We start from the raw sequence: 13,689 nt of genomic DNA on the forward strand, positions 1-13,689 counted from the left end.
ACAGTCATGGCTTCGAATCCGCGCCGCGCACTCATCGTGATCGATGTGCAGAACGAGTATGTCACCGGCGATCTGCCGATCGAATATCCCCCGGTCGAGACGTCGCTCGCCCATATCGGCCGGGCGATCGACGCCGCCCGCGCAGCCGCCGTGCCGGTGGTGGTCGTGCAGAACTTCGCGCCCGCGGGCGCGCCGATTTTCGCGCGCGGCAGCGTGGGCGCCGAACTGCATCCGGTGGTGGCCTCGCGCGAGCACGACCACTATGTCGAGAAGTTGCTGCCCAGCGCGTTCGCGGGCACGGGTCTCGCCGGATGGCTCGCCGAACGCGGCATCGACACGATCACGGTGGCCGGCTACATGACCCACAACTGCGACGCCTCGACCGTGTTCGAAGCGACGCACGCGGGGCTCAAGGTGGAGTTCCTTAAAGATGCGACGGGCTCGGTGCCCTACGAGAACGACGCCGGTTTTGCCAGCGCAGAGGAGATTCACCGCGTGTTCAGCGTGGTGATGCAGTCGCGCTTCGCCGCCGTGGTGAGCACGGACGCCTGGATCGCCGCTGTCGAGGCATCGGCCCCGCTCGCGGGCGACAACATCTATGCGTCCAACCAGCGGGCGCGCGCGAAAGCGGTGGCCTGAGTCAGACTGAATCAGCCTGGGTCAGACCGGGCCAGATCGAATCAGCCCGATGCCCGGCCGCCCAGCTTGAGCGCCGGGCTGCAGCGCAGCATGTCGAGCATGGCTTCGACATGCCGCGTGGCGTAGGTGGCGACGTCGAACACGTCGGGCAGGATCGCCATGTCGTGCAGCATGCCCGTGACGAACGAGTGCACGATGCGCGCGCCGCGCGCGGCATCCAGGTCGGCGGGCAACTGGCCTTTGGACATGGCGTTGCGCAGGCCTTCCTCGATGCTCGCGAGGCCCTCTCTCATATTGGACTGGTGACGCGCCATCACCGGTCCCATTTCCTCGACGAACTCGCACTTCAGAAAGAGGATTTCGAACACGCGCCGCCGCCGCGCGTCCGACGCCGTGTCGCGCAGGCACAGCACGCACAGGTCGCGGATGCGCCCGAGCGGGTCTGGCTCGGACGGATCGACCGTGGCCGCCTTGAGCTCGTCGAGCGGCAATACCACGCGGTCGAACATCGCCGTGAAGACATCCCCCTTGTTCTCGAAGTGCCAGTAGATCGCGCCGCGCGTGACGCCGGCGGCCTGGGCAATATCGGCAAGGGTCGTGCGCGACACACCTTTCTCGAAGAAGACGTGTTCGGCGGCGTCGAGGATCTTGCTGCGCGTCTCCAGCGCTTCCTCTTTCGTGCGGCGAGCCATAGGTTCAGGATGGGTGAACTTGCGAGAGTTGTGGGGTTTTTGTAAGCGTTCGCCGCAACGATCCCGGCGCCTGCCATGTGGGACGCGCAGATCCCACTTGAGCGCCCCTTCTATGATGCAGATTCGTTCTTTAACATTCATTCGCGAATGTATCTATAATAGCACCCCGCCGCCTGGGTATCTCAATTGTTGATGTTTGGTTAATATCCGTCACTGGCCCAGGTGGCCGTAACTGGCCATAACAATCCCGATGCACGATGCCGCCTGTCGCGGCGTCGCGTCAAACCAACCGGACGGATGCGCGGAGCGGACCTGCGCATACAGGAAGTCAAGGTTATCCGTCAGGTATTGCCAGATGCTGGCGTGCGTTGACGTCCCGCGCGAAGCGGGCCGCCGCATGCTCTTTTTTGTCAGCTATAGACAGAGGTTGCTCCATGCGCGTCGAACGGGTTCCATTCCGCCTAATCAGTTTCGCGACGGCCGCCATCGTGCTCGCCGCATGCGGACAGAAGCAGTCAGCGCCGCCGCAACAAACGCCCGAAGTCGGCGTCGTGACGGTTCAGCCGACGGCCGTGCCGGTCGTCACCGAACTGCCGGGCCGTACCAACGCCTTCCTCGTCGCGCAGGTACGCGCACGGGTGGACGGCATCGTGCTGCGCCGCGAATTCACCGAAGGCTCGATCGTCAAGGCGGGCCAGCGTCTCTACAAGATCGACCCGGCGCCGTACATCGCCGCGCTCAACAACGCCAAGGCGGCGCTCGCCAAGGCCCAGGCCAACCTTGTCACGCAGAACGCACTCGTGGCGCGCTACAAGGTGCTCGTGGCCGCCAACGCCGTCTCGAAGCAGGACTATGACAACGCCGTGGCGGCACAGGGCCAGGCGCAGGCCGACGTCGATGCCGGCAAGGCTTCCGTCGATACGGCGCAGATCAACCTCGGCTATACGGACGTCATTTCGCCCGTCACGGGCCAGGTCGGCATCTCGCAGGTCACGCCGGGTGCCTATGTGCAGGCGAGCCAGGCCACGCTGATGTCGACCGTGCAGCAGCTCGATCCGATGTACGTCGATCTCACGCAGTCGAGCCTCGACGGCCTGCGGCTGCGCCGCGAAGTGCAGGAAGGGCGCCTGAAGACGAGCGGCCCGAACGCCGCCAAGGTCACGCTCGTGCTCGAAGACGGCCGCAGCTACGGCGAGCAGGGCAAGCTGCAGTTCACCGACGTGACGGTCGATCAGACCACGGGTTCGGTGACGGTGCGTGCGCTCTTCCCGAACCCCGATCGCGTGCTGCTGCCGGGCATGTTCGTGCGTGCGCGCATCGAAGAAGGCATGAACGACCGCGCGTTCCTCGTGCCGCAAGTGGGCGTGCTGCACGACCAGAAGGGGCAGGCTACGGTGCTGGTCGTCAACCAGAGCAACAAGGTGGAAATACACCCGATCCAGACGTCGGGTACGCAGGGCCAGGACTGGATCGTCGATAGCGGCCTGAATCCGGGCGACCGCGTGATCGTTCAGGGCACCGAAAAGGTTCGCCCGGGCGCAGAAGTGAAGGCGATTGCCGCCAGTCTGCCGCCTCCGCCCCCGCCGGGCGCTCCGTCGGCGGACATGACGACGTCGGCCAGCGCCAGCGCGCAGGCCGGCGCAGGCGCCGCTTCCGGCGCCGGGGCACAACCGGCGTCCGCCGCGCCCGCTGCCTCCGCCGCGCAATAACAGGGAGCCTGTTTCATGGCAAAGTTCTTTATCGATCGCCCGATTTTTGCATGGGTGATCGCCATCATTCTGATGCTGGCGGGCGTGGCTTCGGTGTTCACGCTGCCGGTGGCGCAGTACCCGACCATCGCGCCTCCGGCCATCCAGATCTCGGCGACCTATCCGGGCGCATCCGCGAAGACGGTCGAAGACACGGTCACGCAGGTCATCGAGCAGCAGATGAGCGGTCTCGATCACCTGCTGTATCTCTCGTCCACGAGCGATGACTCGGGCACGGCCACGATCACGCTGACCTTCGCCGCGGGCACCAACCCCGACATCGCGCAGGTGCAGGTGCAGAACAAGCTGCAGCTCGCCACGCCGATCCTGCCGCAGGTGGTGCAGCAGCTCGGCATCAAGGTCACGAAGTCGAGCAGCAGCTTCCTGCTCGTGCTCGCGTTCGTGTCCGAAGACCACAGCATGTCGAAGTACGACCTCGCGAACTACGTGGCGTCGAACGTCGAAGACCCGGTCAGCCGGATCGACGGCGTGGGTACGGTCACGCTGTTCGGCTCGCAGTACGCGATGCGGATCTGGCTCGACCCGAACCGCCTGAACAACTACGGCCTGACGCCGGTCGACGTCAGCAATGCGATCGCCGCGCAGAACGTGCAGATCGCGGGCGGCCAGCTGGGCGGCACGCCGGCGGTGGCGGGGCAGTCGTTCCAGGCGACCATCACGGAATCGACGCTGCTGCGCACGCCGGAAGAGTTCGGCAACATCCTGCTGAAGGTGAACCAGGACGGCTCGCAGGTGCGTCTGAAGGATGTGGCGCGCATCTCGCTCGGCGGCGAAACGTATAACTTCGACACGAAGTACAACGGCTCGCCGACAGCCGGCCTCGGCATCCAGCTCGCGACGGGTGCGAACGCGCTGCAGACCGCGAAGCTCGTGCGCGAGAAGATCGACCAGCTCTCGAAGTACTTCCCGCACGGCCTCGTCGTGAAGTACCCGTACGACACCACGCCGTTCGTGCGCCTGTCGATCGAGGAAGTGATCAAGACGCTGCTGGAAGGCATCGTGCTGGTGTTCCTCGTGATGTACCTGTTCCTGCAGAACCTGCGCGCGACGCTGATCCCGACCATCGCGGTGCCGGTGGTGCTGCTCGGCACCTTCGCGATCATGGCGGCGGTGGGCTTCTCGATCAACACGCTCTCGATGTTCGGTCTCGTGCTCGCCATCGGCCTGCTGGTGGACGATGCGATCGTGGTCGTGGAGAACGTCGAGCGGGTGATGGTGGAAGAGGGCCTCTCGCCGAAGGAGGCGACCCGCAAGGCGATGGGCCAGATCACCGGCGCGCTGGTGGGCGTGGCGCTCGTGCTCTCCGCGGTGTTCGTGCCGGTGGCGTTCTCGGGCGGCTCGGTGGGCGCCATCTACCGGCAGTTCTCGCTCACGATCGTGGCGGCGATGGTGCTGTCCGTGCTGGTCGCGCTGATTCTCACGCCGGCGCTGTGCGCGACGATCCTGAAGCCGATTCCGCAGGGCCATCACGAAGAGAAGAAGGGCTTCTTCGGCTGGTTCAACCGCACCTTCGAGACGAGCCGCGACAAGTACCACAGCGGCGTGTACCACGTGATCAAGCGCTCGGGGCGCTGGCTCATCATCTATCTCGCGGTGATCGTCGCGGTGGGTCTGCTGTTCGTGCGCCTGCCCAAGTCGTTCCTGCCCGATGAAGACCAGGGCACGATGTTCGTGCTGGTGCAGACGCCTTCCGGCTCGACCCAGGAAACCACGCAGCGCACGCTCGACAACATCGAGCAGTACCTGCTGGACAAGGAAAGCGGCATCGTCGAATCGGTGTTCACGGTGAACGGCTTCAGCTTTGCGGGCCGTGGCCAGAACGCGGGTCTCGTGTTCGTGCGGATGAAGGACTACAAGGAGCGCCAGCACGACGACCAGAAGGTGCAGGCACTCGTGCGCCGCATGTTCGGCCGCTACGCGGGCTACAAGGACGCGCTGGTGATTCCGGTGAATCCGCCTTCGATTCCTGAACTCGGCACGGCCTCGGGCTTCGACTTCGAACTCGAAGACCGCGGCGGCGTGGGTCACGACAAGCTGATGGAAGCGCGCAACATGCTGCTCGGCATGGCTGCGAAGGATCCGACGCTCGCGCTCGTGCGCCCGAACGGCCTGAACGACACGCCGCAGTACAAGGTCGATATCGACCGCGAGAAGGCGAATGCGCTCGGCGTGACGGCGGCGGCGATCGACCAGACGTTCTCGATCGCATGGGCTTCGTCGTACGTGAACAACTTCCTCGACACCGACGGCCGGATCAAGAAGGTATACGTGATGGCCGATGCGCCGTTCCGCATGAACCCCTCGGATCTGGACATCTGGTACGTGCGCAACGGCTCGGGCGGGATGGTGCCGTTCAGCTCGTTCGCGACGGGCCAGTGGACCTACGGTTCGCCGAAGCTCGAACGCTACAACGGGATTTCGTCGGTCGAAATCCAGGGCCAGGCGGGCGTGGGCAAGTCGACGGGCCAGGCGATGACGGCCATGGAGCAGATCGCGGCGAAGCTGCCCGCGGGCATCGGCTACGAATGGACGGGTCTCTCGTTCCAGGAACGCCAGTCGGGTTCGCAGGCGCCGATCCTGTACGGCATCTCGATCCTCGTCGTGTTCCTGTGTCTGGCGGCGCTGTATGAAAGCTGGTCGATTCCGTTCGCGGTCATCATGGTGGTGCCGCTCGGCGTGCTCGGCGCGCTGCTGGCGGTGACCGTGCGCGGCCTCGAGAACGACGTGTTCTTCCAGGTGGGTCTCCTGACCACCGTGGGTCTTTCGGCGAAGAACGCGATTCTGATCGTGGAATTCGCGCGCGACCTGCAGGTCGGCGGCAAGATGGGACCGATCGAGGCGGCGCTCGAAGCCTCGCGTCTGCGTCTGCGCCCGATTCTGATGACGTCGATGGCGTTCATCCTCGGCGTGCTGCCGCTCGCGATCAGCAACGGCGCCGGTTCGGCGAGCCAGCACGCCATCGGCACGGGCGTGATCGGCGGGATGATTACCGCCACGTTCCTCGCGATCTTCATGATCCCGATGTTCTTCGTCGTGATCCGTGCGAAGTTCGCGGGCGAGAAGGAAGATCCGGCAACGGCGCTCGAGCACTATGAAGCGCACCACGCGCACGACCACGACGGCGAGAACGGCGGCAACGCCGGCGCCCAGGGCGGCTCGGGCGGCAGTAACGGTGGCAGTGGTGGCAGCGGCGGTAGCGGCGATGGCCCGGGCAAGGAAGGACACTGAGATGCAAAAACTATCCACAATTGCAATGGCTGCCGCAGTGGCCACCACGGTTCTGGCGGGCTGCACGATGGAGCCGTGGTATCACCGGCCCGCGGCGCCGGTGTCGCAGTCCTTCCCGGAGGGCGGTGTGTATGCGACGCAGCCGGGCCAGCCCGGCGGCGCGCCGAACGGCCGCAGCGCCAGCGGCGCCGCGGCCACCGACATCGGCTGGCGCGACTTCTTCACCGATCCGCGCCTGCAGAAGCTCGTCGAGATCGCGCTGAAGAACAACCGCGACCTGCGCGTTTCGGTGCTCAACGTCGAGGCGGCGCGCGCGCAGTACCAGATCACGCGCGCGCAGCTCATGCCGTCGATCGACGCCGTGGGTTCGGACTCGCGCACGCGCTCGCCGCGCGACCTGCAGCAGTTCTCCGAGAACCCGTACAGCATCTATAACGTGGGTCTGCAGGCGTCGTGGGAAATCGACTTCTGGGGGCGTATCCGCAGCCTCAAGGACCAGGCGCTGGCGCAGTACCTCTCGACAGCCGAGGCTCGCAAGGCGGCGGAAATCTCGCTCGTCTCGCAGGTGGCCGAGCAGTACCTGACGATGCTGGCCGACGACGATCTGCTCAAGGTCACGCAGAATACGCTGAAGACCGCGCAGGACTCGTACAACATCACGAAGGCCCAGTTCGACAACGGCACGGGCACCGAACTCGACCTGCGCCAGGCGCAGTCGGTGGTCGAAACGGCGCAGGCCAACCTGCAGGCGCAGCTGCGCGCTCGCGCGCAGGCCGAAAACGCGCTCGTGCTGCTGATCGGCGAGCCGCTGCCGGCCGATCTGCCGCCGGGGCTGCCGCTCGGCGCGCAGGACCTGCTGACCGACATTCCGGCGGGTCTGCCGTCCGATCTGCTCACGCGGCGTCCGGACATCATGGAGGCCGAACAGACGCTGCTCGCGGCCAACGCGAACATCGGCGCGGCGCGCGCGGCGTTCTTCCCGAAGATCTCGCTCACCGCGGCCTTCGGCACGGAGAGCCTGTCGCTCGGCGGCCTGTTCCATGCGGGCACGGCGGCGTGGAGCTTCGCGCCGCAGATCACGATGCCGATCTTCGAAGGCGGTTCGAACATCGCGAACCTGCAGCTCGCGAACGTCCAGAAGCGCATCGAGATTGCGAACTACGAGAAGGCGATCCAGTCGGCGTTCCGCGAAGTGGCGGACGGGCTCGCCGCGCGCGGCACGTACGAGCAGCAGATCGCGGCGCTCCAGCGCAACACGTTCGCGAATCAGCGCAGCCTCGATCTTTCGGAGCTGCGCTACAAGAACGGTGTGGACAACTACCTTTCGGTGTTGACCGCGCAAACCAACCTGTACTCGGCGCAGCAGACGCTGGTCCAGACGCAGCTGGCACGGCAGAACAACCTGGTCGATCTGTACCGGGCGCTGGGCGGCGGCTGGATCGAGCATGCGGGCGAGACGCCGCGTCCGGCCGATGCCCCGGTCGACTACGGTGCGGCGAGCGCGCCGGTGGCGGCTTCGGCGGCACCGGCGGGCTGAGCAGCGCGGTAAGGAACGCAGTAAGGAGCGCAGGCAGATCGGGTCGCGAGACTCGATCTGCACCGCCTCGCTACAGACGCAAACGCCACGGTTCATTCAGAACCGTGGCGTTTTTTTATGCCGGTTTCAAAGGGCACCGGGCGCAGCGGGATACCCGCGGCCACAAACAAAAAAGGCGCCACGGTCTCCCGTGGCGCCAAACCAGCAAAAGGCCACGGCGTGGTCGCCGTGACACCTCTCGCGTCAACTCAATGCGCGGCCGAGCGCGGCATTTCGTGGCTCTGGCCTTGCGCGCCGTCGTGCGCGGCCTGGCCTTCGAGGTCGTGGCCCGCGCGGCGGATATCGCGCTCGGCGGCCTTTTCGCTCCGCACGCCGTTGAAGATCAGGTTGAGGATCACCGCCGAAACCGAAGCGAGCAGGATGCCGCTGTGCAGGATCGGGGCGAGGGCGGGCGGCAGCTTCGAGAAGAAATGCGGCGCGACCACCGGCGTGAGACCGAAGCCGATGCTCACCGCGACGATGAACAGGTTGTGCTGGTTCTTCACGAAATCGACGCGCGAGAGCGCCTTGATGCCGTTGGCCGCCACCATGCCGAACATCACGATGCCGGCGCCGCCCAGCACGAAGGCGGGGACCGAGGCGACCATCTGCGCCATCTTCGGGAACAGGCCGAGCAGCACCAGAATCAGGCCGCCCGTCGCGCACACGAAGCGGCTCTTCACGCCCGTGATGCCGATCAGGCCGACGTTCTGCGAGAACGAGGTATGCGGGAACGAGTTGAAGATGCCGCCGATCATCGTGCCGAGACCGTCCACGCGCAGGCCGCGTACGAGCGTTTGCTGATCGACCGGACGATCGACCATGTCGCCGACGGCGAGGAACATGCCGGTGGATTCGATGAAGGTCACGAACATCACGATCACCATGGTCGCGATCGGCAGGATGTGGAACGCCGGCACGCCGAAGTGGAGCGGCATGGGGAAGCCCACCCAGTGCGCGTTCGAGACGCCGTCGAGGTTCACGCGGCCGAGACCGAACGCAATCGCGAAGCCCGCGACGATGCCGAGCAGCACCGAGATGTTCGAGACGAAGCCGCGACCGAACTTGTTGATGAGCAGGATCAGCATCAGCACGAGCAGCGAGAGGCCGAGATAGACGGGGTTGCCGTAGTCGGGGTTGCCCACGCCGCCGGCGGCCCAGTTGATGCCCACTTCCATGAGCGAGAGGCCGATCACCGTAATCACGGTGCCCACCACGACGAGCGGGAAGAAGCGCAGCAGCTTGCCGATCAGCGGGGCGATCAGGATGCCGATCGCCCCGGCGGCAATCGTGGAGCCGAAAATATCCAGAATGCCGAGCGAGGGATCCGTGCCGATGGCGATCATCGGACCGACCGAGGCGAACGTGCAGCCCATGATGACGGGCAGGCGGATGCCGAAGATCCACAGGCCGAGCGTCTGGATCAGCGTGGCGATACCGCAGGCGAACAGGTCGGCGCTGATGAGGAACGCGATCTGGTCCTTCGGCAGCCAGAGGGCGCTGCCGATGATGAGCGGCACGGCAACCGCGCCCGCATACATCACGAGGACATGCTGGATGCCGAGGGTGAGCAGCTGGCCGGTGGGCAGCCGTTGGTCGACTGGATGGACCGGGTCCCTCTCGTTGGGTTGCATGGTGTCTCTCTCCGTTACTCTGGTATGGAATGTGGCCTCCAAGGTATGCGGAACGAAAAACGCCAACAAGACCACTGGGGACTATTTCGTGCTTTCCGGGGGTGATATGCGTGGGCGCATTCCAGTCGTCGCGACGAGGGCCGGAATCCCGGGCGGGGCGTGCCCATGGTGTTCCGCGGGTGGGCCGGCGCCGGTGTCGCGCATGCCGCGCGAGGGCGTAAAACCCCATGTTTCAGGCGTTTATCCGCGGTGGCTGCGGCGCGTGCGCGATGCCGTCGTGCGGGCGGATACCCGAATGGCGCCCAGCTGAGCGGCCCGACGCGCGGCGCGCGTTCGCTGCATCATATGGGCGCAGTCTTATGAACTATATTCCGCAATCTGCATGTGGATGATTTTGCAGCGCGTCGCACTCCACCGGGTTAACCCGCGAATGGCCGGATTTCCTGTCGTTTGCGGGTTTGGCGCGACGCAGCACATGTGCCCGCTATCATGATCGTCTTACGGTCTTTTCCCTACCCCCGATACGCCATGAGTCATCTGCAAGCGCGCTTTCTCGGCATCGATCTCGGCACCGGTTCGCTCAAGGTTGCGATCGTCGACGAGGCGGGCGTCGAACGCGCGGCCGCGAGCGTCCCTTATGCGCTCGATACGCCCCAGCCGGGCTGGGCCGAAATTCCCGTTGCGCGCTGGTGGGATGCGTTATGCGCGGCCTGCGCGCGGCTCGATGCCGGCGAGCGCGCCGCGGTGCGGGCAATCGGCTTTTCCGGGCAGATGCATGGTGTCGTGCTGACCGATGAAGCCGGCGAGGCCTTGCGCTCCGCCATGCTCTGGCCGGATACGCGCGCCCACGCGCTGATGGATGCGTGGCCCGAGCCGCAGCCCAATCCCGTCGCACCGGGCATGGCCGGGCCGCTGCTGCGCTGGGTGATGTCGAACGAAGCCGATATCGCGCAGCGCACGCGCTGGGCGCTGCAACCCAAAGACTGGCTGCGCGTGGCGCTGGGCGGCGCGATCGTCGCCGATCCCTCCGATGCCTGCGCGACCGCGCTCGCCGCGCCCGATGGCGCGTGGGACCACGAATTGATCGCGCGACTCGGCTTGCCGCTGCGCTGGTTCGCGCCGCTCGCGGCCTCGGGCGAGGCGAGCGGCACGCTTTCGGCCGCGGCGGGCGAGGCGCTCGGCCTGAACCCGGGCATCGTGCTCGCGGCGGGCGCGGGCGATACGCCGTGCGCCGCGCTCGGCAGCGGCCTCGCGCTTGATGGCGACGCGCTCATTACCACGGGCACGGGCGGCCAGATTCTGGTCACGGCGCGTAGCGAACCGGCGGCCCGGCGCGGCCTGCATCGCTATCGTTCGGCGAGCGGCGGCTGGTACACGATGGCCGCCATGCAGAACGTGGGTGTGGCGCTCGAAGCAGCGCGCGGCTGGTTGTCATACGATTGGCCCCGCGCGTACGAAGAAGCCTTCGGCGCGGAGCCTTCCGCTACGCTCGCATTCCTGCCGTACCTGAGCGGCGAGCGCTCGCCGTGGCTCGATCCGGCGGCGCGCGGCGGCTGGCTCGGCGCGGGGCTGGGCGACACGCGCGGCACGCTCATGCGCGCCGCTTTCGAGGGCGTCGCGTTTGCCTTGCGAGCCGGGCTCGATGCGATCCGCGAAAGCGGCACCCCCATCGCGCGTCTCAAGCTCGCGGGCGGCGGCTCGGTCGATGCACGCTGGCGGCAACTGCTGGCCGACGCGCTCGATGTCGAGCTCGACGCGATCGACTGCCCGAACGCCGCCGCGCGCGGCGCCGCGATGCTGGGTGCGCTGGCCTGCGGTCACTGGCAGGCGGCCGATCTCGCCGCGCTCGCGCCCACGGCGACGCGGGTGGCGTCGCCGCGCCGCGAGGCCGCGTTTGCTGCACCGCTTGCCGCCCGTTACGCACGCTTCATCGACCTTTATGGCCGCACGCGGACCTGGTTCGCAGCGGCGCAGCCACATCGCAACCATAACGCAGCCATAACGCAGCCATAACGCAGCCATAACGCAGCCATAACGCAGCCATAACGCAGCCATAACGCAGCGAAGCGCACGAGAGTGCGCATGGACACACCGATATACCGATACACCGTTTCACAAGGAGCAGAACACATGAAGACCAAAGCCGCCGTCGCATGGAAAGCGGGTGCCCCGCTGACGATCGAGGAAGTGGATCTCGAAGGCCCGCGCGCGGGCGAGGTGCTGATCGAGGTGAAGGCGACGGGCATCTGCCACACCGACTACTACACGCTCTCGGGCGCGGACCCCGAAGGCATTTTCCCGGCGATCCTGGGCCATGAAGGCGCGGGCATCGTCGTGGACGTGGGGCCGGGCGTCGGCACGCTGAAGAAGGGCGACCACGTCATTCCGCTCTATACGCCCGAATGCCGCCAGTGCAAGTTCTGCCTCTCGCGCAAGACCAATCTGTGCCAGGCCATCCGCGCGACCCAGGGCAAGGGGCTCATGCCCGACTCGACCTCGCGCTTCTCGCTCGACGGCAAGCCGCTCTTTCACTACATGGGCACCTCGACGTTCTCGAACTACATCGTCGTGCCCGAGATCGCGGTGGCGAAGATCCGCGAGGACGCGCCCTTCGACAAGGTCTGCTATATCGGCTGCGGCGTGACGACGGGGGTGGGCGCCGTGGTGTACTCGGCGAAGATGGAGGCGGGCGCGAACGTGGTGGTGTTCGGGCTGGGCGGCATCGGCCTCAATGTGATCCAGGGCGCGAAGATGATTGGCGCCGACAAGATCATCGGCGTCGATATCAACCCCAAGCGTGTGGAGCTGGCGAAGCAGTTCGGCATGACCCACTTCATCAACCCCAACGAAGTCGAAAACGTGGTCGATCACATCGTGCAGCTCACCGATGGCGGCGCCGACTACTCGTTCGAATGCGTGGGCAACGTCAAGCTCATGCGCCAGGCGCTCGAATGCACGCACAAGGGCTGGGGCCAGTCGTTCATCATCGGCGTGGCGGCCGCGGGCGAGGAGATCGGCACGCGGCCGTTCCAGCTCGTGACGGGGCGCCAGTGGAAAGGCTCGGCGTTCGGTGGCGCGCGCGGCCGCACCGACGTGCCGAAGATCGTGGACTGGTACATGGAAGGCAAGATCAATATCGACGATCTCATCACGCATACGCTGCCGCTCGAAAAGATCAACGAGGGCTTCGATCTGATGAAGCAGGGCGAGTCGATCCGCTCGGTCGTGCTCTACTGAAGCGGGGCGACACCATGCTGACCCTGATCGAGGAACACGCGTGCTGCGACGGCGTGCAGCGCATCTATCAGCACGACGCCGCGACGATCGGCCTGCCGATGCGTTTTTCCGTGTATCTCCCGCCGCAGGCGCGCAGGCAGTCTGTGCCGGGGCTGTTTTATCTGGCGGGGCTCACCTCGACCGAAGAGACCTTTCCGATCAAGGCGGGCGCGCAGCGCTACGCGGCGAAGCACGGCCTCGCGCTGATCTCGCCCGACACGAGCCCGCGCGGCGCCAACGTGCCGGGCGAAGCCGAGGCGTGGGACTTCGGCGTCGGCGCGGGCTTTTACGTCGATGCGACGCGCGAGCCGTGGTCGAAGCATTGGCGCATGCACGCGTACGTGCGCGACGAGCTGCGCGAGGCGGTCACGGGCAGTCTGCCGGTCGATGGCGAGCGGCTGGGGATCTTCGGGCATTCGATGGGCGGGCATGGCGCGCTCGTGCTCGCGCTGCGCAATCCGGCGATCTATCGCTCGGTGTCGGCCTTTGCGCCGATCGCCGCACCCATGCGTTGCCCTTGGGGCGAGAAGGCATTCAGCGGCTATCTGGGCGACGATCGCGAGGCGTGGAAGCCGTACGACGCGAGCGAACTCGTAGCGCACGCGGCGCACCGGTTCGAAGAGGGCATCCTGGTCGATCAGGGCATGGCCGACCCGTTTCTCGCGAACCAGTTGAACCCCGACGTGTTCGAAGCCGCATGCCGCGCGGCGGGGCAGCCGCTGACGCTGCGCCGTCACGAAGGCTACGATCACGGCTACTTCTTTATCCAGACCTTCATCGAGGATCACATCGCGCATCACGCGCGGGTGCTGCTCAAGTAAGTCCGGCTGCGCGAGAAAGAAAAACGGCGTTGCGCCTCGCGGTGCAACGCCGTT

The 13,689-nt window shown here is 66.2% G+C and carries 9 protein-coding genes; 7 read left to right on the plus strand and 2 right to left on the minus strand.

What is annotated here, in order from left to right; translation table 11 throughout:
* Positions 1 to 6 precede the first annotated feature (6 nt).
* Positions 7 to 639 (plus strand): isochorismatase family protein, encoded by a 633-nt coding sequence (locus U5760_RS24825; RefSeq protein ID WP_322014962.1) that lies wholly within the window; start codon positions 7 to 9, stop codon positions 637 to 639.
* 41 nt (positions 640 to 680) lie between these two features.
* On the opposite strand, the gene U5760_RS24830 is transcribed toward U5760_RS24825, so the two are convergent.
* Positions 681 to 1,331 (minus strand): TetR family transcriptional regulator, encoded by a 651-nt coding sequence (locus U5760_RS24830; protein ID WP_322014963.1) that lies wholly within the window; start codon positions 1,329 to 1,331, stop codon positions 681 to 683.
* A 434-nt stretch (positions 1,332 to 1,765) separates the two neighbouring features.
* Between U5760_RS24830 and U5760_RS24835 the strand changes: the two genes are divergently transcribed.
* Genes U5760_RS24835 through U5760_RS24845 form a run of 3 tightly spaced genes read left to right on the plus strand, consistent with a single transcriptional unit; the run spans position 1,766 to position 7,865 of the window.
* Complete coding sequence (locus U5760_RS24835; RefSeq protein WP_322014964.1) at positions 1,766 to 3,040, plus strand: efflux RND transporter periplasmic adaptor subunit; 1,275 nt, start codon at positions 1,766 to 1,768, stop codon at positions 3,038 to 3,040.
* Between the two features lie 15 nt (positions 3,041 to 3,055).
* Positions 3,056 to 6,328 (plus strand): efflux RND transporter permease subunit, encoded by a 3,273-nt coding sequence (locus tag U5760_RS24840; RefSeq protein WP_322014965.1) that lies wholly within the window; start codon positions 3,056 to 3,058, stop codon positions 6,326 to 6,328.
* Between the two features lies 1 nt (position 6,329).
* Positions 6,330 to 7,865 (plus strand): efflux transporter outer membrane subunit, encoded by a 1,536-nt coding sequence (locus U5760_RS24845; RefSeq protein ID WP_322014966.1) that lies wholly within the window; start codon positions 6,330 to 6,332, stop codon positions 7,863 to 7,865.
* Between the two features lie 248 nt (positions 7,866 to 8,113).
* On the opposite strand, the gene U5760_RS24850 is transcribed toward U5760_RS24845, so the two are convergent.
* Positions 8,114 to 9,538: a nucleobase:cation symporter-2 family protein gene (locus U5760_RS24850; RefSeq protein ID WP_322014967.1), complete on the minus strand. Its 1,425-nt coding sequence runs from the start codon at positions 9,536 to 9,538 to the stop codon at positions 8,114 to 8,116.
* Between the two features lie 528 nt (positions 9,539 to 10,066).
* Here U5760_RS24850 and U5760_RS24855 point away from each other — a divergent pair.
* From U5760_RS24855 to fghA, 3 genes are all read left to right on the plus strand, one after another.
* The gene (locus U5760_RS24855; protein WP_322014968.1) at positions 10,067 to 11,551 is read left to right on the plus strand and encodes a xylulokinase; all 1,485 of its coding nucleotides are present in this window, start codon (positions 10,067 to 10,069) and stop codon (positions 11,549 to 11,551) included.
* Between the two features lie 117 nt (positions 11,552 to 11,668).
* The gene (locus U5760_RS24860) at positions 11,669 to 12,775 is read left to right on the plus strand and encodes an S-(hydroxymethyl)glutathione dehydrogenase/class III alcohol dehydrogenase (protein ID WP_322014969.1); all 1,107 of its coding nucleotides are present in this window, start codon (positions 11,669 to 11,671) and stop codon (positions 12,773 to 12,775) included.
* A gap of 14 nt (positions 12,776 to 12,789) precedes the next feature.
* Positions 12,790 to 13,635: an S-formylglutathione hydrolase gene (gene fghA, locus U5760_RS24865; RefSeq protein WP_322014970.1), complete on the plus strand. Its 846-nt coding sequence runs from the start codon at positions 12,790 to 12,792 to the stop codon at positions 13,633 to 13,635.
* Positions 13,636 to 13,689: the final 54 nt, after the last annotated feature.

Origin of the sequence: Paraburkholderia sp. J12, assembly GCF_905220215.1 — a bacterium.
Lineage (GTDB): Bacteria > Pseudomonadota > Gammaproteobacteria > Burkholderiales > Burkholderiaceae > Paraburkholderia.

Excerpts from the sequence above, each read along its gene's own strand:
- U5760_RS24860 (WP_322014969.1), top strand. The coding sequence starts at position 11,669 with ATGAAGACCAAAGCCGCCGTCGCATGGAAAGCGGGTGCCCCGCTGACG.
- U5760_RS24845 (WP_322014966.1), top strand. The coding sequence starts at position 6,330 with ATGCAAAAACTATCCACAATTGCAATGGCTGCCGCAGTGGCCACCACG.
- U5760_RS24850 (WP_322014967.1), bottom strand. The coding sequence starts at position 9,538 with ATGCAACCCAACGAGAGGGACCCGGTCCATCCAGTCGACCAACGGCTG.
- U5760_RS24840 (WP_322014965.1), top strand. The coding sequence starts at position 3,056 with ATGGCAAAGTTCTTTATCGATCGCCCGATTTTTGCATGGGTGATCGCC.
- U5760_RS24830 (WP_322014963.1), bottom strand. The coding sequence starts at position 1,331 with ATGGCTCGCCGCACGAAAGAGGAAGCGCTGGAGACGCGCAGCAAGATC.
- fghA (WP_322014970.1), top strand. The coding sequence starts at position 12,790 with ATGCTGACCCTGATCGAGGAACACGCGTGCTGCGACGGCGTGCAGCGC.
- U5760_RS24855 (WP_322014968.1), top strand. The coding sequence starts at position 10,067 with ATGAGTCATCTGCAAGCGCGCTTTCTCGGCATCGATCTCGGCACCGGT.
- U5760_RS24825 (WP_322014962.1), top strand. The coding sequence starts at position 7 with ATGGCTTCGAATCCGCGCCGCGCACTCATCGTGATCGATGTGCAGAAC.
- U5760_RS24835 (WP_322014964.1), top strand. The coding sequence starts at position 1,766 with ATGCGCGTCGAACGGGTTCCATTCCGCCTAATCAGTTTCGCGACGGCC.